The organism is Nitrospirillum pindoramense (assembly GCF_007827955.1).
Taxonomy (GTDB): Bacteria; Pseudomonadota; Alphaproteobacteria; order Azospirillales; family Azospirillaceae; genus Nitrospirillum; species Nitrospirillum amazonense_B.
Genome location: NZ_VITR01000004.1, coordinates 240,873 through 260,044, shown reverse-complemented (window position 1 = coordinate 260,044; position 19,172 = coordinate 240,873). Strand labels below are relative to the sequence as shown.

Below are 19,172 nucleotides of genomic sequence, written 5' to 3'. Positions count from 1 at the left end.
GTCACGGGAGTCATCGACCGTGATGGACACCCTTTTTCTTTGCGCGGGCGCCGCCACGGTGTTCGCCGCCACCAACATCGATGATCTGTTCGTGCTGGTCGCGCTGTTCGCCGGTGAGCGATGGCGCCATCGCGACATCGTGGTCGGCCAGTTCCTGGGCATCGCCATTCTGGTGGCGGCCGGACTGATGGGCGCCCTGGCCGCGTTGGTGGTGCGGCCGGCATGGTTGGGCCTGTTGGGCTTGGTGCCCTTGGCCTTGGGCATTCGCCTGTTGTGGCCCGCGCTGCCCGACGACGACGATGGGGCCGCCCCCGCCACGGGTGGGGCCTGGACCGTCGCCGCCGTCACCGTGGCCGGCGGCGGGGACAATATCGGCGTTTACGTGCCGCTGTTTTCCACCCAAAGCGCCGGCGAGATCGTGGTGACCGTTGCGGTGTTCGCGGTTCTGACAGGGGGCTGGCTCGCCTTCGCCCGATGGCTGGCCACCCATCCCGCCGCCGGGCCCCCCATCCGGCGCTGGGGCCGGTTGCTGTTGCCCTGGGTGCTGATCGGCGTGGGGGCCTGGGTCATCGCCGACGCGGGGACGGTTCCGCTGGTCCGATCCTGGCTCGGACTATAGGGGACCCAGTCGGCCCAGGTTGGCGGCCGCCTTGTCATAGTTGGGGTTGAGACGCAGGGCGGTGCGCCAGGCGTCCGCCGCCTCAGTTCGCCGGCCCAGCGCCAGCAACACGGCGCCCAGGCTGTTCCATGCCTCGAAGAAGGCGGGCTCCGCCGCCAGTGCCTGGCGCAGCAGCGGTTCCGCCTCCGCCGGCCGGCCATCCTGGTGCAGCAGCAGGGCCAGCAGGTGCTGCGCGTCCCCTTTGGCTTGACCGTCCGGGGGGAGGGCCGCCAGCACCTGACGATAGACCGTCTCCGCCTCCATCAGGCGGCCCGCCTGGTGCAGCGCCAGGGCGTCGTTCAGGCTCGGGGGCATGGCCGGCGCCGTGGGCCGTGCCAGGGCGCCCAGGGCGTGGGCCATGCGCTGGATGACATCGGCCATGGTTTCCCCCTCCCTGGCGGCGGGGAAGATGCGCATCGCGGGGTACCAGGGGCGTATGGGGGTGCCAAGGCCGCTCCAGTCCTGGCTGGGGGTGGAGATGCGCCAGGTGGGCACGCCCAGGCCGGCGGCGATCTCGCCAACGGAGGTCGGGGCGGTCAGCACCAGATCCAGGGTGGAGATCAACGCGGCCGTTTCGTCCAGGTCGTTGCGCTGGTCGAGGTCTGGCCAGTCGGTGATGTCCAGGCCGTGGGCGCGGGCGTTCGGCAGCTCCGCCGCCACGATGTCGCGGTTGTATTGCAGGCTGACAAGATGGATGCCCGGCACCGACGCCAGGGGCAGCCAGTCGGCCAGGGTGGTGTAGCTGATGGCCCGCTCCGCCGTCAGCAGGCCGCTGGTCCAGCACAGGCCCACCTTCAGGCCAGGGCCGAGTGCCGCGACCCGCCTGGCCCAAAAGGCCGTGCGCCCGGCATCCGGCTTCAGGAAAGGGCGCGTCCCCTTGAAGCTGGCCAGCGTCGGGCGGCAATAGCGGGGCAGGCTGCCGGTGGGCAACTGCACCGTGGCCGTGGCCGCGCGCGGATCGGCGGAGGTGTCGCGAGAGCCGCTGAGCACCACCTCGGGCGGGCGGGGGATCACTGTCACGGGCGGGAAAGACCGGGCGAACAGCGGCACCAGGCGGTGGTCGCATTCCAGCAGCACATCGGTACCGGCGGCCCGTACCGAGTCCGTCAGGCCGCCCGCGAGGTCGGGGACCAGGCTGGCGAACAGGATTTCATCCCCCAGCCCCTGCTCACCCCACAGCAGCAGCCGGCGGCCCATCAGGCTCTCCCCCTGCCAGACCGGCACCGGAAAGGCCCGGCGGACGGAGGGGAAGTGGCTCACCTTCCACCGGCTTTCATACAGGGACCAGGCTTCGGCGCTGGGCCCCCTGAGGAGAAGCAGACGGGCCAGGTTGAAGCGCGCGTCATGGGCCAACTGCTCACTTGTGCCGGGCTGGTCCAGCAGGCGCCGTAGCTCCTCCACCGCTGTCGCCTGCCGTTCCAGGGCCTTGTGGACAAGGGCCAGGTTCATGCGGGCGCCGCCGTTGGCGGGATCCAGCGTGACAGCGCGGGTCAGCGCTTGCCGGGCCGCGTGCATGGCCTGCTGGTCGAACAGCATCTTGCCCAGGTTGGCATAGGCGCCGGCGAAGCCGGGGTCCAGGGCAATGGCGCGGCGCCAGTGCGCCTCCGCCACCTCCATTTGGCCGCTGTCGCGGGCCACCAGGGCCAGCCCGTTCTCCGCATCGGCCCGCAGCGGTGCGGGCACTGCCGGCAGGGCGGCAAGGCGCGCGTAGGCGGCGCCCGCATCGGCCATGCGGCCGGCCTGGCGCCGCCGCTCCGCCACGTTGGCCCAAGCCGGGGCGTGGCTCGGCAGGAGCGCGACGGCCCTTTCCGCCGCGGCCAGCGCTTCGTCCGGCGCGCCCAGGGCAGCGGCGGCGAGGCTCAAGCCCAGCCAGCCGGTGCCGTCATGTGGCGCGTGGGCCAGCGCGGCGCGGTAGAGGTCCGCCGCTTCCGCCATGCGACCGGCGGTCACGGCGGCATGGGCCCGGGCCAGGATGTTCATACCCGGCCATCCCGTTTCCGCAGCAGGTCGCGCAGGGCCTCCAGGAACCGCTCCGCCGCCAGGTCGGCGGGCCAAGGTTCCCACGGTGTGCCGGCATAGATCGCCCCCAAGGGATCGTCATCCAAAGGCAGGTAGGGAATTTTCAGCGTCCGGCGGATTTCCTCCCGCGACCAACCAACCACGTGCAGGGCCTCGCTGGCGGCGGCGACGCGGTCTGCCCGCTTGTGGTTCTTCTTCGTGGTCTGGTTCCAGGCGGGGATCTGGTACCGCAAGGTGATGGCCCCTTCCAGCCGTGCGGCCAGGGCCTTGTATTCCGGGCCCAGGAAGGGCTTCAGCGGTGAAATGGCGTCGAAGCCCAACAGGCCCTCATCGGCGTCATGCAGCAGCTCACGCAGTTCCGCGGCCGGGCTCAAGGGCTTTTCGGCCTGGGCGCGGGACAGGGCCAGAACGGTGAGGGAGTGCTGTGCCACCGACAAGGGCAGGGGCCAGCGGGAGTGCCCGCCCCAGCGATAGGTGCGGGCCAGGCCCATGGCCAGGTCCTCGTCATCCCAGTCCAGGGGCGTGGGCGCCAGCAGGTTCAGATGCCGCCGTGAGGGCAATCTGACCCAGGCCCGTGCCTCACCCGTCATGCCCATCGCCTCCGTCCGTCGCCATCCTGCAACAGATAGCGCGTCCGGCGGGGTGCCGGCTAGGGGGCCTGTCCGTCAGGTGCGGATCAGGCCCCGTACCGCGGCGGGGGAGCCGTCACCGGGGAAGACGGCCTTGTTCAGCGCGCCGCCGTCCAGGCCCAGGTGCTCCCGCAGAATACCCTTCATCAGGGCGCGCAAATCCTGGGTCGGCGCCAGGTCGCGCCCCTGGTACAGGCGATCATCGGCCAGGCCCGGCCAATCGGCCAGTACCCGGCCCCCCTGCACGGCGCCACCGGCCAGGAAGGCGGCCGTCGCCGTGCCGTGGTCGGTGCCGCCGGTGCCGTTCGGCCGGGCGGTGCGCCCAAACTCCGTCACCACCGCCACCACGGTCTGGCGCCAGGCCGGGCCCAGGCCGGCGCGCAGGGCGACCAGCACTTTGGACAGGTTGCCCAGCGCGCCCGCCAGGCGGCCGGCCGTTGTTCCCTGCTGCGTGTGGGTGTCCCAGCCTTGCAGGTCCAGCGCCGCGATGCGCGGGCCGTTGGCGTCGGCCAGCAGCCGTCCCGTGGTTTCGCCCAGCTGTGCCGGATCCAGGCGCACGCCCTTGGCCTTGGGGGCACCATCCGCCATGGCGCCGTCCATGGACATGTCGGCATCGGCATTCAGCGCGTGGTCGGCCATGCTGGCGGACTCCAGGCCGGCCTTGAGCGCGTTCGCCAGCAGCGGGTCGCTGGCATAGAGGGCGGCCACGCGGTCCAGGAAGTCACCGTCGGCCTCCTTAAGGGGCGATGGCGCCCAGGAGGCGACGGGTGCTGCGCCGCGCAGCACCAGGGGCACGCCTTGGCCCACCGCCAAGCCCAGGCGCCGCCCGGCGGTACTTCCGTCCAAGGGGCTCCCACCCAACAGGCCGATAGCGCGGTTCAGCCAGCCGGTTTCCGTGCCATGCGGCGTCACCGTGCCGTTTTCCAGCAGGTCCTGGGCGTCGAAATGGCTGCGATCGCGATAGGGAGTGGCCACGGCATGGGCCACCAGCAGTTGCCCCTCCGCGTACCAGGGGTGGATGTCGGCCAGGGCGGGGTTCAGGCCGAAGAAGCCGTTGAGGTCCAGCACGCCGCCTTGGGCGTTGGGATCGGCCAGAGCCAGGCGGCCGCGCAGGGACCCATAGTCGCGGTCGGCGTAGGGCGCCACGGCGGCCAGGCCATCCATCCCGCCCCGCAGGACGATCAGGACAAAGCGCTGGTCACCCACGGTACGGGCGAAGCTGACGCGGGGAAGGGCGCCCATGGCGGCGGCCGTGCCCAGGCTGGCCAGCAGGTGGCGACGGTTCATATCAAGGAAGGCGGTCATGATGGGGCACTCCTTCAGCGCCGCTGGAATTCGGGCGCGGAGATCAGCAGGGCAAGGCCGTCGGCGGCGCTGGGTGCGCGGCTCACGGCCTGGCGGGTCGCCTCGCTGGCGAGGGGGCCCAACGCCTGCTCCGCGATTTGGCGGGGGTCGATGCCGTCGCCCAGCTTCTCCCCCACCGTCAGGGCCCAGTCGACCCGTTGCACCACGGCCTCGGGCCCGGCCCAATCCGCCGCCTGGTCCGGCCAGCCGGCGGGGGAGGGGGCCGCGAAGGGCGACTGCCCCAGCAGGCCCAAGGAGCGAAAGACAGGGTCGACATGGCCCACCGGCTGCCCGCCGCCACCCGCCGTTTCCGGTTCATGGACAGCGCCGTGTAGGGCGCGGGCGGTGGAGATCACCAGTTCCGTGGGGGTCTTCACCTTGCGCAGCTCCGGCGCCCAGGCGGCATCCTGGCGCAGCAGTGTGCGGGTGACCTCCCCCAGGTCGCCGTCGCTGTCGCGGTAGCTTTTCTCCAGCGCGGCGACGACGGTGCCGGGGGGATCATCGGCGACGAAGTGGCGGGCCAGCTTGGTGGCGATGTGCCGTGCCGTGGCCGGATGTCGTGCCAGGCGTTGCAGCGCCAGCAGGCCCTCGCCCATGCCATCCTCGCCATAGCGCTGCCCCAGCAGCACCTTGTCCCCCGGTTCGTGCAGGTTGGCGCGGAACAGGAAGGTGCCGGTGTCCCGGTCCCGCTCCGCCGCGACGCTCCAGCCGGTCAGGATACGGGCCAGTTCGCGCACGTCCGTCTGGCTGTAGCCGCCATCCACCCCCAGGGTGTGCAGTTCCAGCAATTCGCGGCCCAGGTTCTCGTTCAGGCCGCGCTGGCGCCGGATGGCGGCGGGGCTGTCGGGTCCGGCGGACACCGCATTGTCCAGGTAGTTCAGCATGACCGGATGGCGGGTCACGGCCAGCAGCAGGTCGGCGAAGCGCCCGGTGACGTGCGGCCGGATGGCCTCTGTCTCATATGGCACGACGGCTGCGGCGACGATGGGCCGGCTGACGGACACGGTGAAATGGTTGGACCAGAAGTGTACCAGCCGTTCCCGAAGGGGCGTATCGGTGGCGATGGCCGCCCGGGTGCGGCGCGCGGCGTCGTCGCGGTAGGCGTCCCGCAATGCTTCCCGTAGTGGTTTGCGGGTGTTTTCGTCCTTTTCTTTGCGGGCGGCGTAGGTCGCGGCCAGGCGGGTGGCGCTGCTGTCCAGGCTACGCAGTTCCGGGGGCGTCTCGGTCTGCGCCAGTTGCGCTTCCAGCCAGCCGCGGGGGTCGGATTGCGCCGCCGCGATGTCGCCGGGGCGAGCGCCCAAACCGAATCGGTTGGTGGCAATGGCCGCTTGCAGGGTCGCCGCTTCCAGGGTCATGGGGGATGTCCTCGTACAGGCCGGTTCCACGCCGGCACCCAAGCGTTTCCGCGCCTTCGGGGCCTTCCGGCGACATCAGGCGAGGGGGAAACGTCCGCATCGGCCCTGGTACGGAGCATGGCGCGGGGACCCTGCGGACCCGGTAAAAGTGCGAGGCGGGCGACGCCTTTGCTCTTTTATCGGGCGGCGCGCGATGTCAGCATGCGAAGCAGTGACGTGGGGGCTTGTATGGCTTTGGGGAAAGGCCGGCGCTGGGCGTGGGGGCTGGGGGGCTTTCTCGCTGTGACCGGGATGATGGCTTATCCAGAGGTGGCGCGGCCGGACACGTGGGTGTCCGTTGCCAGCGATGGCCGCACCGCGCCCTATGTTCCCCTCGTGCGCGCCAGCCATCCCTGGCGCATCTGCGCCCTGCTGCCAGGGACTCAGGACAAGTTCTGGTGGGGTGTTTCCTGGGGTTTGGTTCGCGAGGCGGAGCGCCAGGGCGTCGTCATTGGTGTTTACCAGGCGGGCGGCTATGACCGGCTGGATGTGCAGAAGGCGCAAGTCGACGCCTGTCGTGAGTTGAAACCTGACGCCTATATCATCGCTGCGATATCCAGCAATGGCCTGGATGCCCAGGCTGCCGCCATCGCCGATAGCGGACGGCCGTTGATCGACCTGATCAACGGCATGGCCTCGCCCTACGTCACCGCCCATATCGTGTCGAATTTTCGGGAAGACGCCCGTGTCGGCGCCGATTACATCGTGGCCCATCGCGCGGAATGGGAAAGGTCGGCCGGGCGTCCCTTGAAGGTCGGGTGGCTACCGGGCCCCAAGGGGGCGGAATGGTCGGAGGCTATGGAAACCGCGGCCTTGGCGATCCTGGGTCGCGCGGGGGTGGAGGTGATCCACGGCGGCTACGGCGCGACCGCGTTGCCGACGCAGATGGATCTGGTGAGGGACCTGTTCGACCGGGTGTCGGATATCGACGTGGTTTTCGGGAACGCCGTGGCCATCCAGGCGGCCGCCAGCTATCTGCGGTCACGCCACGACGCCTCCACCCACCTGGTGGCGACCTACGCCACCGATGCCGTCGCGGACCTGATCAAGAGCGGCATCGTGGACTTGGCCGCCGCCGATTCCCCCATCGTGCAGGCGCGCATCGCCGTTGATCTGGCGGTGCGCGCGGTGGAAGGTCGGCCGCATGGCGTCTGGAATGTCATGACGGTGGAGCGATTGGATATGGCGGGCATGCCTGGTTATGACCTGTCACGCATCGCGGTGCCGCAGGGCGAAAGATTCCAGCTGCGCCCCCTGGCGCCGCCGGCAGCCGTTTCGCCCTCCGCCTCTCCCCCCGTGCTCAGCACCCCCATACCCGGTGCGCCGATTCCGGAAGCGCCGGGTGGGGCGTCCCCGCATTTGGGCGCGCCTTGAACGCGCCCTGAGGAGGGCTCAAATGAAAAAGGCGGGCACAAGGCCCGCCTTATCCAGATCGATACTGTCAGCAACGCAGGAATTACTCAGCGGCGGCGCTGCTGCGGCGACGCTTGCCGCTGGGCTTGCCCTCGGTGCGGGAGCGCTGGCCCAGCCCGATGGCCTTGGCCAGGCCCGACCGCTGCTCGGCATAGTTCGGCGCGACCATGGGATAGTCGGACGGCAGGCCCCATTTCACCCGGTATTCTTCCGGCGACAGGCCGTAGGCGGTGCGCAGGTGGCGCTTCAGCATCTTCAGCTTGCGCCCGTCTTCCAGGCACACGATGTAGTCCGGCGTCACCGACTTGCGGATTGGAACGGCCGGGGTCAACGGCTCCGCCGGGGTGGCGACCACTTCCTCAGGCGTGACCAGACGACGCAGCGTGTCGTGCACCTGCTTGATCAGATCAGGCAGGGCGGCGGGCGCCAGCGTGTTACCGGCAACATAGCTCGTGACGATCTTTCCGGTCAGGGCGATGATCTGCAGGTCGTCATTGGAATCGGATATCGGTTGTGTCATGTCCAGCCCTGGCGTTGTTTGTCACTTGTTGCAGGTTTTGTTGGACGGACTATAACCGAATTTATCTTGTTTGTATTGAAAAGAAGTGTCTCCCCCCTTGGAATTGTCAAAATCGCGGAAAACTTGGGGGGACAGAGTAATGGGGAATCGAGTTACGTACCCTCTCTAGGCGAAAACCGCCGAGAATCGGAAGCTGTAACCCGTTACATGGGTAGGACGAAGAGTCGCCTTTGAGGCGACTCCCAATCCGTTTTGAACGTTTCGTCGTCGGCCGGTGGTGGCAAGCAGGCGAGAAGTTTTATGAGTCGCTCTCGCGGGCCGCGACTCAGAGGTCCGGCGCATGGTCCCGGCTACCGCCCGCCTGCCCCGCCATATCCTGGATGAATTGCCATGCCACGCGCCCGGACCGGTTGCCGCGTGTGACCGCCCATTCCACGGCGCGGGCATGCAACTCCTCCACCGGCACGGTCAGGCCCAGGGCCGCCGCGTAACCGTCCACCATGGCGAAGTAGGTGTCCTGATCGCAGTTGTGGAAGCCCAGCCATAGGCCGAAGCGGTCCGACAGGCTCACCTTCTCTTCCACCGCCTCGGACGGGTTGATGGCGGTCGACCGCTCGTTATCGATCATGTCGCGGGGCATGAGGTGGCGACGGTTGGAGGTGGCGTAGAACACGACGTTGGCCGGCCGGCCTTCCACCCCGCCCTCCAGCACCGCCTTCAGCGACTTGTAATGGGCGTCGTCATTGGTGAAGGACAGGTCGTCGCAGAACAGGACGAAGCGGCGACCGCTGTCGCGCACGGCGGCGAGCAGGCGGGGCAGCGAGGGGATGTCCTCGCGGTGGATTTCCACCAGCGCCAGGGGCCCATGCCCAAGGGGCTGGCCGGCGGCCTCGTTCACGGCGGCATGCACCGACTTCACCAGCGAGCTCTTGCCCATACCGCGGGCGCCCCACAGCAGGGCGTTGTTGGCCGGCAGGCCCTGGGCGAAGCGGCGGGTGTTCTCCAGCAGGATGTCGCGCTGGTTCTGCACCCCTTGCAACAGGCTGATGTCCACCTTGGATACATCCGGCACTGGGGACAGACGGTCGCCATCGGCCTGCCAGACGAAGGCGTCGGCCGCATGAAAGTCGATCGGAGCGGGCGGCGGCGGGGCCAGCCGGTCCAGCGCGTCCGCGATGCGGGTCAGCAGCGGCAGCAGGGTGGACTCGAGGGTCACGGGGCTTGCTTCCTTCTTGATTGCAATGGCGCCGGGAGGGGGCGCCCTTAGGGCCGCGCGCGGTATGCCGGTGGCCCGCCTGTTCAACCTGCGAACGGTACGGGCACCACCGCCGGGCGGCAACCCGCGCCGGCCGGGGGTCTGAGATTGGGTTGCAACATGGCCGGCGGTCGGTATAGTCGCGGCCAAACGCGGGCATGTCCGCCCCGTTGGCCCCTGATGGCCGCCGTTGGCCATTGTATTGTTATAGTCCCGCACGCTGGAGCAACCGTCCCATGTTCGTGTCCACTGCCCAGGCTCAGACCACCGGCGGCGCCGGCCCCGTCGATTCAAACCAGTTGATGGGTATCCTGCCCTTCGTGGCGGTGTTCATCGTCATGTACTTCTTCCTGATGCGCCCGCAGCAAAAGAAGATGAAGGAACACAAGAACATGCTGGAGGCCCTGCGCCGTGGCGACAAGGTCGTCACCGGCGGCGGCATCATCGGCACGGTGGTCAAGGTCGGCGACAATGACGAGGTCACCATTGATGCCGGTGAGGGCGTGAAGTTCCGCGTCCTGCGCAGCACCATCACCACCGTCCTGGCCAAGACCGAGCCCGCCAAGGCCGATACCGACTCCAAGTGAGCTGCGGCGGGCGGCGGGTTTGAAACCGCTGCCGCCACACGCCAGTTAAAAGGCCTGCGCCCGTATCTTCCAAGGTGCCGAGCGCGGGCCTTTTTCATTCTCGGGAGGGCTGGAAGCCCATGGATATCACCCCCCTCATACCTGCCGACCGCCAGGTCATCGACGCCTATGGCCCCGGCCGCTTCCGCGTCAGCAACGTGGTCTATGAGACGCCCATCATCGTCTTCCCCAACCGCACCATCTCCTGGACGGTCGATGGGTTCGCCGGCCTGTTGCCAGAGGATTTCGCGGTTTTGATCGCGGAAGAGCCGGCGCTGGAGATCGTGCTGCTGGGCACCGGACCCACCATGCAGCTGTTCCCCTCCACCCTGCGCCGCGCGGTCAAGGAGCGCGGCCTGGGCGGTATCGACGCCATGGACACGGGGGCCGCCTGCCGTACCTATAATGTGCTGCTGGCCGAGGGGCGGCGCGTGGCCGCCGCTTTGCTGCCGGCCTGATATTTAGGGCAAAGAAAACCCCGGCCTCCGCGAGAAGGCCGGGGTTTGCATGTCGGGCTTCCGCCCCTGGGCGGTTTAGCCCAGGTTCTGGGCCGCGAATTCCCAGTTGGCCAGCGTGTCGACGAAGGTCTTCAGGAAGTCGGGGCGACGGTTGCGGTAGTCGATGTAGTAGGCGTGTTCCCACACGTCGGCGGTGATCAGCGGCTTCAGGCCGTGAGCCAGCGGCGTGTCGGCGTTGGCCGACTTCGTGATCTTCAGCTTGCCTTCGGTGGTGTCTTCCACCAGCCAGGCCCAGCCGCTGCCGAACTGGCCGATACCGGCGTCGACGAAGGCCTTCTTGAAAGCTTCGACGCTGCCGAAGTCGGCGATGATGCGCTTCTCCAGCTCACCCGGGATGGCCGAGGCCTTCGGGGTCAGGCTGTTCCAGAAGAAGGTGTGGTTCCAATGCTGGCCGGCATTGTTGAAGATGGCCTGGGATTCGGCCTTGCCTGCGGTCGCCTTGACGATGTCCTCCAGGCTCTGGCCCTCGAACGCGGTACCGGCGATCAGCTCGTTCAGCTTGGTCACGTAGGCGTTGTGGTGCTTACCGTGGTGGTAATCCAGCGTCTCGGACGACATGTAGGGCTGCAGGGCGTCCTTGGCGTAGGGCAGAGGGGCAAGTTCGAAAGCCATGGTTTTCCTCGTCTTCTACGGGGGTTATTCGGGAGTGGCCGGCACGGCCGTGATGCGGGGCCGCCCGTCCACCGGGACCGTTATTCTTCAACGAAATCATGCCCTGGCCTGGTGGCCCCGGCATGTGGGCATGGTCACAGGACAGCCGCCCGCGTCCTGGTTTCCCTACCCGGAGCAAGGGGGTAACATGAACATTCCCATCCCGTGAAGCGAATAGAACCGGTTCGGGGCCGGAAAGGTTAACCCTTTTGCCGGGGCGGCTGTTCCAGGTCCGTCTCGCCGTTGACGTCGGCGTCGGGGTCGGGCGGCGGGCCCGAGGGTGGGGTGGGGGCCATGCCGGCCATGCTGCGGGCCAGAACCAGCCGGGCGCGAAGGGCGACCCAGGCGCGGGCCAGGGGGCCCAGGCTGATACCCTGGGCCAGCGGATCGCGGCGGCGCAGGCGCCCGGCCATCAAACGGGCGGCGTGCAGCAGCACGGCCGTTTCCATGCGCAGGCCCGGGTCCCGCAGGGCGCCGGGAAGGGCGCGGGCGTGGTCCAGCTGGCGGTCGATGCGGTCCAGCATACGGTCCAGCACCATGCGGATCGCTGGCGTCGCCCGATGTTCCACAAGATGTTCCGGGCTGGCGCCAACGGCATCGAACCAGTCCAGTGGGAAGTAGCAGCGGCCCAGCCGCACCCAGTCGTCCCGGCACTCCTGCACCACGCGCAGCAGGCGGATGGCGGTGCATAGGGCGTCGGTCGCGGCCAGCGCGTCGGCGCTTTCGCCATACAGCTCCAGCAGGTGGTGGCCCACCGGGTTGGCTGCCAGGCGGCAGGCCGCCAGCACGTCGCCCCAGGTACGGGTGCGATACCCCTCGGCGTCGCGGCGGAAGGCTTGCAGCAACTGGCGGGCGTGTAGGGAGGAACCGCCGGTGATCGCCAGGCTGGCCTTCAGTTCCAGGGCCGGCCCCAGCCAGGAGGGCACGTTGCCGCCGCTGACCAACGCGCGCTCCAACGCGTCCAGCTGGGCGATCTTGGCCTCCGGCTCCAGGTTGGCGTCGCCGGTGATGTCGTGCGCCAGCTTCAGGAAAGAGGCGAAGGCCGCCGCGTGGCGCCGCATGGCCTTGGGCACCCGCCGCAGGGCCGACGCGTAACCGCCCTGGACGGGCGGACGGCGCTGGGCCGGGCGTGCGCGTCCGATGAGGGGCGGCTGGATACGGAAATCGGCCATGGTCGGTCCTCCGTCTCGGTAGCGATTGGCCCGGTGGCAGATGGAAGCACAGAGTGCCAGAGCTTGAACGCCGGATGAAGGGAAAGCAGCACGATACCCACCGGCAATTCCGGGCAGGGCGTCCCTGCCGGCGACACGACGCGCTGGTCAGGCACCCGCCCGCCGGTCCATAAAGGCGCGCCTTTTCACCCGCCGGATGCCTCGCGCCATGGCCCCCTCTGCCCAGCCTACCCTGTCCTATTGCCTGGAAACCGTCCGCCGGCAGGACCCGGACCGCTTCCTGACCCTGTTGTTCGCCCCAGCCGACCGGCGGGAGGATTTGGCGGCGCTCTACGCCTTCAACCATGAGGTGGCGAAGACGCGCGAGGTGGTGACGGAGCCCATGCTGGGGCAAATCCGCCTGCAATGGTGGCGTGACAGCATCGCCGGTGTCTATGAGGGCGAACCCCGCCGGCATGAGGTGGTGCAGCCTTTGGCCCAGGCGGTACGTCGCCACGGCTTGGACCGCGCCCAGTTCGACCTGCTGGTGGACGCGCGCGAAGCCGACATGGATGACGAGGCGCCGGCCGATCTGTCGTGCCTGGTCAGCTATGCCGAGGTGACGTCCGCTCCGCTGGTGCGCTTGGCCCTTCAGGTTCTGGGCGTGGCCCCGCAAGGGGCCGCCGCAACCGTGGCCGCGCATGTCGGTCGGGGCTGGGCCCTGGCCGGCATCCTGCGCGCCGTGCCCTTTCTGGCCCGCGCCCACCGCTCCCGTATGCCGGCGGATTTGATGCGCGCGCACGGCGCCGACGAGGCGGCGCTGTTCGAGCTGAAGCCGCAGCCGGGCCTGACCGCCGTGGCGAAGGAGATCGCGGACGCGGCCCGGCACGAACTGGCCGCCGCGCGGGGCCTGCGTGGCCAGCTGCCGCGCGCCGCCGTGCCCGCCCTGCTGCCGGCCCGCCTGGCCAGCCTCTCTCTGGAGCGCCTAGCGAGGGCCGGCCACGACCCCCTGGCGCCGGAGCTGCTGCGCCCCGATGGCCTGCGCGCCGCCCGCCTGGCCTGGGCCGCGTTCAGTGGCCGGTGGTAGGGATCAAAGCAGCCAGCGCCTGAGGCGACCAATAACTGCCTACCCCAGCCACGCGGCCAGATCGGCCAGAGCGCGCCGGGTATAAGCCAGCTTCCGCTCCTTGCCACGCAGCTCCCGGCCGCGGGCATCGCGCTCGGTGGGCGGGGGGAACAGGCCGAAGTTCACGTTCATGGGCTGGAAGGTCTCAGCCTCCGCCCCGCCGGTGATGTGGCCCAGCAGGGCGCCCAGGGCGGTGGTGACGGGCGGGGGAACCGCGGAGCGGCCCAGACGCTCGGCGGCGGCAAGGCGGCCGGCCATCAGCCCGACCGAGGCGCTTTCCACATAGCCTTCGCAGCCGGTGATCTGCCCGGCGAAGCGCAGACGGGGTGCCGCCTTCAGCCTCAGGGTCGGGTCCAGCAGGCGGGGGCTGTTAAGGAAGGTGTTGCGGTGCAGGCCGCCCAGGCGCGCGAACTCCGCGTTCTCCAGCCCCGGTATCATGCGGAACACCCGCGTCTGGTCGGCATACTTCATCTTGGTCTGGAAGCCGACCAGATTGTAAAGCGTGCCCAGGGCGTTGTCCTGGCGCAGCTGGACGACGGCATAGGGCCGGCGCTCGTCATGCGGGTTGGTCAGGCCCACCGGCTTCATGGGACCATAGCGCAGGGTGTCCAGGCCCCGCTCAGCCATGACCTCGATGGGCAGGCAGCCCTCGAAATACGGCGTGTCCTTCTCCCATTCCTTGAACTCGGTCTTGGGCGCGTCGATCAGGGCCTGGATGAAGGCCTCGTACTGCGCCTTGTCCATGGCGCAGTTGATATAATCCTTGCCCGTGCCGCCGGGTCCCACCTTGTCATAGCGCGACTGGAACCAGGCGCGGCTCAGATCGATGCTGTCGAAATGGACGATGGGGGCGATGGCGTCGAAGAACGACAGCTGCGCCTCGCCCGTCAGTTCGAGGACGGCGGCGGCCAGCGCGGGCGAGGTGAGGGGGCCGGTGGCGACGATGACGCTGTCCCACTCCTCCGGCGGAAGGCCCGCGACCTCGTCCCGCACCACGGTCACCAGCGGGTGGGCGGTCAGCCTGGCCGTCACCGCCTGGGCGAAGGCGTCGCGGTCCACGGCCAGCGCGCCGCCGGCCGGCACCTTATGCTCATCCGCGCATGCCAGGATGAGGGAACCGCAGCGCCGCATCTCTTCGTGCAGCAGCCCCACGGCGTTGTACTCATGATCATCGGAACGGAAGGAGTTGGAGCAGACCAGCTCGGCGAAATGCTCGGTCTGGTGTGCCTCCGTCCCCCGCACGGGCCGCATCTCATGCACCACCACCGGCACCCCCGCCTGGACCAGCTGCCAGGCGGCCTCGCTGCCGGCCATGCCGCCGCCGATGACATGCACAGGGCCGTTGGCGTTCGTGGATATGGGGGTGTCGCTCATGACCAAACCTTGTTTTCAACAAAACCGAAACCGCGTGGGGCCAAAGACGCCAGCCGGCGCCATCCGTCAAGCCCCTGGGGAAACCTCTTGCAATTTCCTGACACATGTCAGATTTTACTGACACATGATCGATGGGGCTTGCGCTTGTCCATTTCCGGAGACGACCTGCTGACGATGCTGTCGGCGCTGGCCAACCCGCACCGGCTGCGGATCATGGCCACGCTCAAAGCGGAGGGGCGCAGCTATGTCAGCCAACTGGCGCGACAGGTCGGCATCAGTCGCCCCCTGCTGCACCTGCACCTGCAGAAGCTGGAAGAGGCCGGGCTGGTCACCAGCCAGATGGAACTGTCGCCGGACGGCAAGGCGCTGAACTTCTTCGCGGTGGCGGATTTCGCGGTGGAACTCACGCCTGACCTGCTGGTCCAGGCGGCGGCGACGCTCAGCGCCAGGTCCGAGTAGTGTTTTGAATCAGAGGGGTTAGAGAATGTCGCCCAGCATCTATCTGCTCACCTTGCTGCTGTTCTTCGGCACCTTCGTGCTGATCTTCGGTTTCAAGTACTTCTCGGCCGCCGTGGCGGCCCGCGCCAAGCTGGAGACAGAGGCCGGCTACCGCGCCCTGGCCGAGCGGGCGATCGCGGCGCAAACCGAAACGCAGGCCGCCTTGGCGGCGCTGAAGGGCGACATGGCCAAGCTGGCCACCAGCCTGGCGGCGGTGGAGCGCATCCTGAAGCAAGTGGAATAGGGCCGCTCGTCGGACGTATCAAAACGGGGTGGGGAAATGACGATATCGGTGTTTCGGCTTTATCTGTTACGGGCGGGCTATCTGTTGATCGCGGTGGGCATGGGGGGCTTGACCTGGCCCGAGATCCTGGACCCGTCGGTGGACTGGAGCTTCAACCAGGGCGTGGTCCGTTGCATGTTGGGGGCGTTGACGGTGCTGTGCCTGCTGGGCGTGCGCTATCCGCTGCAGATGCTGCCCCTGCTGATGTTCGAACTGACATGGAAGATGATCTGGCTGGCGCGGGTGGCGCTGCCGGCCTGGATGTCCGGTCCCATCGACGATGGCATGGCGGCAAACATCTTTGCGGTGGGCCTTGGTGCCATTTACTGGGTCATCATTCCCTGGCGTTATGTCGTTGATCGCTATGTGACTCAATCCGGTGACCGCTGGGCCTGGCGCTGATGCGACGGTATGACCGGTTCCGCGGCGGCATCTTACATCCAGCACTCCTTATCCCTATGTATGGGGCAGGCATTGCGGCGGGCGGCGCCGCCATGCCATAGTGCCGCGCCTTAACGGGCGTCGGTATCGACCTCACACCTTATTCAGGACACGGGACCCACCCATGGGCTCTTTCAGCATTTGGCATTGGCTGATCGTTCTTTTCATCGCTCTGCTGCTGTTCGGCAACCGTCTGCCCCGCATGATGGGCGACTTCGGCAAGGGCATTAAGAACTTCAAGGCCGGCCTGAACGAACAGGAAGAAGGCGGCGCCTCTGCGCCCCGCTCGATCGATGGCCACACGGACGCCTCGACGACCGCCGCGCCCAAGGATACCGTTTCCAAGGGCTGAGCCGGCGGCGGCCGGGCCTGGACCCGGTCGCGCGTAAGCGGATGCGTCGTGCCGAACGACCGGGGTGCGTCAGCGCCCTGGGACGTGTTCGGCCGATCTGGGGAATTGTCGGGAATAAGGCTCGCCGTCCATGTTCGACATCGCATGGTCCGAACTCGCGCTCATCGGGGTGGTGGCGCTGGTCGTCATCGGGCCCAAGGACCTGCCGGTCGCGCTTTACACGGCGGGCAAATGGATGCGCAAGGCGCGCCTGCTGGCCCGTGACTTCCAGTCCCACCTGGATGACATGGTGCGTCAGGCGGAGCTGGAGGATCTGCGCAAGCAGGCCCAGAAGGTGGCGCAGTTCGACCTGACGGCCGAGGTCACCAAGATGGTGGACCCCACCGACAGCGTGCGCCAGGCGTTGGAGATCAACCCCACGGCGTCGCTGACGGCGACCGAAGTCTCGCCCGCGCCGACCACGGCGCCGGAGTCTGGCACGGTCGAGGACCATCCTGAGGTCAAGCCTGCCGAATCCGGACTGCCGGCCCCTGAATTGCCGGCCATTGGCTCCCCCGCCATGCCCCTGATCCTGCCGGAAACGACGCCCGAGGCGGCGGCCGAGCCCGTGCCGGTGACGCCGCTCCCGGTGACGCATGCCGATCCCGCTGGCGCTGAGGCGCCGGTCCCGACCAAACCCTGATAGGGCCAGCGCCCCATGGCCGACCCCACCCAAGACGAAATCGACGCCTCGCGCATGCCGCTGCTGGATCATTTGATCGAGCTGCGCAACCGCCTGATCATCTCCATATCGGCGCTGCTGGTCGCGTTCCTGGTCTGCTACCAGTTCGCCGCCCGCATCTACGGCTGGCTGCTGGTCCCCATGGTCAAGGCGTGGGGTGAACATGCGCCAGAGCATAAGCTGATCTTCACCGCGCCCACCGAGGCCTTCTTCACCTACGTGAAGGTGTCCTTGTGGGCGGCGGCGCTGATCGCCTTCCCCATCATTGCCCAGCAGATCTGGAAGTTCGTGGCACCCGGCCTGTACAAGCATGAGCGCAAGGCTTTCCTGCCCTTCCTATTGGCGACGCCGGTGCTGTTTCTGCTCGGCACCTGCATGGTTTATTTCTTCGTGATGCCCACGGCGCTCAGCTTCTTCCTCAGCTTTGAGCAGAGGGGCGGGGCAGGGGTTGTTCCCATCGTGGCCGAGACGCGGGTGGAACAATACCTGTCGTTCGCCATGTCACTGATCTTCGCCTTCGGAATCGCCTTCCAGATGCCGGTGCTGCTCAGCCTGCTGGTGCGCGTCGGTATTCTCACCGCCGACCAGCTGGCGTCCAAGCGCCGCTATGCCATCGTGCTGATCTTCGTGCTGGCCGCTATTTTGACGCCGCCCGACCCCATCAGCCAGACCACGCTGGCGGCCCCCATGATCGTGCTTTACGAGGTGTCCGTATTCGCCGCCCGGCGCATCGAACGCAGCCGGGCGCGGGAGCTGGCGAAGGCGGAGGCGGCGGAGAAGGCCGCGAACGGCGAGGGCACGCCCGGCTGATGCCGGGCGTGACGCCGGGGTGGGGCTAAAATGGCGGGGCGGGCTGGACCCCGGTAGGGCTTCCCGCTTATAAGTCGGTGACCAACGTCTAACCGTCTTCCAAGAAGCCTGCCATGCATGACCTCCGCGTTCTCCGCGACAATCCCGAAGCCTTTGACGGCGGCCTGGCCCGCCGCGGGTTGCCGCCCCAGTCCGCCGTCGTGCTGGACCTGGACGCCCGCCGCCGCGCGGCCCAGACGGCGCTTCAGGACATGCAGGCCCGCCGTAACGAGGCGTCGAAGCTGATCGGCGCCTATAAGAAGGACGGCAAGGACGCCCAGCCGCTGATGGACGAGGTTGCCGGCCTGAAGGACCGCATGGCGGAGGCCGAGGCGATCGAAAAGGCGCTGTCGGAGGAGCTGGACCGCCTGCTGTCGACCATCCCCAACCTGCCGGCCGCTGACGTGCCGCAGGGCAAGGACGAGCACGACAATGTGGAGCGCCACCGCGTCGGCACGCCGCCGGTGATCGAAAACGCCAAGGAGCATTTCGACCTGGGCGAGGCGCTGGGCTTCATGGACTTTGGGGGCGCCGCCAAGCTGTCGGGCGCCCGTTTCACCGTCCTGAAAGGTCCGCTGGCCCGGCTGGAGCGCGCGCTGGGCGACTTTATGCTGGACACCCATACGCGCGAGTTCGGCTATACCGAGGTGTCGCCGCCGCTGATGGTGCGGGACGAGGCCGCCTTCGGCACCGGGCAGCTGCCCAAGTTCGCCGAGGATCTGTTCCAGACCAACACCGGGCATTGGCTGATTCCCACGGCCGAGGTGCCGCTGACCAACCTGGTGGCCGACAGCATCCTGGATGCCGAGGAGCTGCCGCTGCGCATGACAGCGCGCACGCCCTGCTTCCGCGCCGAGGCGGGTGCCGCCGGTCGCGACACGCGCGGCATGATACGCCAGCACCAGTTCTACAAGGTGGAAATGGTCAGCGTGACCACGCCCGACCAGTCGGCCGCGGAGCATGAGCGCATGACCGAGGCGGCGGAGACGGTGCTGAAGCGCCTGGGCCTGCCGTTCCGCACGGTCACCCTGTGCACCGGCGACATGGGCTTCAGCGCCTCCAAGACCTACGACATTGAGGTGTGGCTGCCGGGCCAAAACATGTACCGGGAAATCAGCAGCTGCTCCAACTGCGGGGACTTCCAGGCCCGTCGCATGAAGGCCCGTTGGCGCCACAAGGGCGACAAGAACACCCAGTTCGTCCACACCTTGAACGGCTCGGGCGTGGCCGTGGGCCGCGCCCTGCTGGCGGTGATGGAGAACTACCAGGAGGCCGATGGGTCCATCCGCGTGCCGGATGTCCTGGTGCCCTACATGAACGGGCTGGAGCGTATCGTCCGTGGCTGAGGGC

General features: G+C 68.2%; 21 protein-coding genes. 12 read left to right on the top strand and 9 right to left on the bottom strand.

What is annotated here, in order from left to right; all coding sequences use genetic code 11:
• Positions 1 to 22 precede the first annotated feature (22 nt).
• Entirely contained in the window at positions 23 to 619 is a 597-nt protein-coding gene (locus FBZ90_RS08385) for a cadmium resistance transporter (protein ID WP_145730929.1), read from the top strand.
• On the opposite strand, the gene FBZ90_RS08380 is transcribed toward FBZ90_RS08385, so the two are convergent.
• The 4 genes from FBZ90_RS08380 to FBZ90_RS08365 all read right to left on the bottom strand — a co-directional run bounded on the left by FBZ90_RS08380 (position 614) and on the right by FBZ90_RS08365 (position 6,005).
• Positions 614 to 2,638 carry a tetratricopeptide repeat protein gene (locus tag FBZ90_RS08380; protein WP_145730927.1) on the bottom strand — a complete coding sequence of 675 codons (2,025 nt, stop codon included), beginning with the start codon at positions 2,636 to 2,638 and terminating at the stop codon, positions 614 to 616. The genes FBZ90_RS08385 and FBZ90_RS08380 overlap by 6 nt on opposite strands.
• Positions 2,635 to 3,267, bottom strand: a complete 633-nt coding sequence (locus FBZ90_RS08375; protein WP_145730925.1) for a phosphohydrolase — start codon at positions 3,265 to 3,267, stop codon at positions 2,635 to 2,637. The genes FBZ90_RS08380 and FBZ90_RS08375 overlap by 4 nt, the downstream gene beginning before the upstream one ends.
• Before the next feature lie 75 nt (positions 3,268 to 3,342).
• Positions 3,343 to 4,611 carry a DUF1501 domain-containing protein gene (locus FBZ90_RS08370; protein ID WP_145730922.1) on the bottom strand — a complete coding sequence of 423 codons (1,269 nt, stop codon included), beginning with the start codon at positions 4,609 to 4,611 and terminating at the stop codon, positions 3,343 to 3,345.
• 14 nt (positions 4,612 to 4,625) lie between these two features.
• Positions 4,626 to 6,005: a DUF1800 domain-containing protein gene (locus FBZ90_RS08365; RefSeq protein ID WP_145730920.1), complete on the bottom strand. Its 1,380-nt coding sequence runs from the start codon at positions 6,003 to 6,005 to the stop codon at positions 4,626 to 4,628.
• Positions 6,006 to 6,335: 330 nt separating this feature from the next.
• Here FBZ90_RS08365 and torT point away from each other — a divergent pair, with 330 nt between their 5' ends.
• The gene (gene torT, locus FBZ90_RS08360; RefSeq protein ID WP_186455668.1) at positions 6,336 to 7,418 is read left to right on the top strand and encodes a TMAO reductase system periplasmic protein TorT; all 1,083 of its coding nucleotides are present in this window, start codon (positions 6,336 to 6,338) and stop codon (positions 7,416 to 7,418) included.
• 82 nt (positions 7,419 to 7,500) lie between these two features.
• On the opposite strand, the gene FBZ90_RS08355 is transcribed toward torT, so the two are convergent.
• Both FBZ90_RS08355 and FBZ90_RS08350 read right to left on the bottom strand, forming a co-directional pair.
• The gene (locus FBZ90_RS08355) at positions 7,501 to 7,977 is read right to left on the bottom strand and encodes a Ros/MucR family transcriptional regulator (protein WP_145614927.1); all 477 of its coding nucleotides are present in this window, start codon (positions 7,975 to 7,977) and stop codon (positions 7,501 to 7,503) included.
• 325 nt (positions 7,978 to 8,302) lie between these two features.
• Positions 8,303 to 9,193: an ATP-binding protein gene (locus FBZ90_RS08350; protein ID WP_246130221.1), complete on the bottom strand. Its 891-nt coding sequence runs from the start codon at positions 9,191 to 9,193 to the stop codon at positions 8,303 to 8,305.
• A 275-nt stretch (positions 9,194 to 9,468) separates the two neighbouring features.
• Between FBZ90_RS08350 and yajC the strand changes: the two genes are divergently transcribed.
• Both yajC and FBZ90_RS08340 read left to right on the top strand, forming a co-directional pair.
• On the top strand, positions 9,469 to 9,819 hold the full coding sequence (yajC, locus tag FBZ90_RS08345) for a preprotein translocase subunit YajC (RefSeq protein WP_145730915.1): 351 nt from the start codon (positions 9,469 to 9,471) through the stop codon (positions 9,817 to 9,819).
• 119 nt (positions 9,820 to 9,938) lie between these two features.
• Positions 9,939 to 10,316: an Mth938-like domain-containing protein gene (locus FBZ90_RS08340; protein ID WP_145730913.1), complete on the top strand. Its 378-nt coding sequence runs from the start codon at positions 9,939 to 9,941 to the stop codon at positions 10,314 to 10,316.
• A gap of 75 nt (positions 10,317 to 10,391) precedes the next feature.
• Here the strand turns inward: FBZ90_RS08340 and FBZ90_RS08335 are convergent, their stop codons facing one another.
• Positions 10,392 to 10,988, bottom strand: a complete 597-nt coding sequence (locus FBZ90_RS08335; protein WP_145730911.1) for a superoxide dismutase — start codon at positions 10,986 to 10,988, stop codon at positions 10,392 to 10,394.
• 239 nt (positions 10,989 to 11,227) lie between these two features.
• Positions 11,228 to 12,199: a squalene/phytoene synthase family protein gene (locus tag FBZ90_RS08330; RefSeq protein WP_145730909.1), complete on the bottom strand. Its 972-nt coding sequence runs from the start codon at positions 12,197 to 12,199 to the stop codon at positions 11,228 to 11,230.
• A gap of 208 nt (positions 12,200 to 12,407) precedes the next feature.
• Between FBZ90_RS08330 and FBZ90_RS08325 the strand changes: the two genes are divergently transcribed.
• Positions 12,408 to 13,265 (top strand): phytoene/squalene synthase family protein, encoded by an 858-nt coding sequence (locus FBZ90_RS08325; RefSeq protein WP_145730907.1) that lies wholly within the window; start codon positions 12,408 to 12,410, stop codon positions 13,263 to 13,265.
• Positions 13,266 to 13,304: 39 nt separating this feature from the next.
• Here the strand turns inward: FBZ90_RS08325 and trmFO are convergent, their stop codons facing one another.
• Positions 13,305 to 14,678, bottom strand: a complete 1,374-nt coding sequence (gene trmFO / locus FBZ90_RS08320) for a methylenetetrahydrofolate--tRNA-(uracil(54)-C(5))-methyltransferase (FADH(2)-oxidizing) TrmFO (RefSeq protein WP_145730905.1) — start codon at positions 14,676 to 14,678, stop codon at positions 13,305 to 13,307.
• A gap of 144 nt (positions 14,679 to 14,822) precedes the next feature.
• On the opposite strand from trmFO, the gene FBZ90_RS08315 reads away from it, so the two are divergent.
• The 7 genes from FBZ90_RS08315 (at position 14,823) to serS (ending at position 19,168) form a co-directional block, all read left to right on the top strand.
• Positions 14,823 to 15,137 carry an ArsR/SmtB family transcription factor gene (locus FBZ90_RS08315; protein ID WP_211101948.1) on the top strand — a complete coding sequence of 105 codons (315 nt, stop codon included), beginning with the start codon at positions 14,823 to 14,825 and terminating at the stop codon, positions 15,135 to 15,137.
• Between the two features lie 25 nt (positions 15,138 to 15,162).
• The gene (locus tag FBZ90_RS08310) at positions 15,163 to 15,420 is read left to right on the top strand and encodes a hypothetical protein (protein ID WP_186455667.1); all 258 of its coding nucleotides are present in this window, start codon (positions 15,163 to 15,165) and stop codon (positions 15,418 to 15,420) included.
• A 36-nt stretch (positions 15,421 to 15,456) separates the two neighbouring features.
• A complete protein-coding gene (locus FBZ90_RS08305; protein WP_145730903.1) occupies positions 15,457 to 15,861 on the top strand; it encodes a hypothetical protein in 405 nt (134 codons plus the stop codon).
• 163 nt (positions 15,862 to 16,024) lie between these two features.
• On the top strand, positions 16,025 to 16,252 hold the full coding sequence (locus tag FBZ90_RS08300; protein WP_145730901.1) for a Sec-independent protein translocase subunit TatA: 228 nt from the start codon (positions 16,025 to 16,027) through the stop codon (positions 16,250 to 16,252).
• A 130-nt stretch (positions 16,253 to 16,382) separates the two neighbouring features.
• On the top strand, positions 16,383 to 16,934 hold the full coding sequence (gene tatB, locus FBZ90_RS08295) for a Sec-independent protein translocase protein TatB (RefSeq protein ID WP_145730899.1): 552 nt from the start codon (positions 16,383 to 16,385) through the stop codon (positions 16,932 to 16,934).
• Between the two features lie 15 nt (positions 16,935 to 16,949).
• Complete coding sequence (gene tatC, locus FBZ90_RS08290) at positions 16,950 to 17,783, top strand: twin-arginine translocase subunit TatC (protein WP_145730897.1); 834 nt, start codon at positions 16,950 to 16,952, stop codon at positions 17,781 to 17,783.
• A 113-nt stretch (positions 17,784 to 17,896) separates the two neighbouring features.
• On the top strand, positions 17,897 to 19,168 hold the full coding sequence (gene serS, locus FBZ90_RS08285; protein WP_145730895.1) for a serine--tRNA ligase: 1,272 nt from the start codon (positions 17,897 to 17,899) through the stop codon (positions 19,166 to 19,168).
• Positions 19,169 to 19,172: the final 4 nt, after the last annotated feature.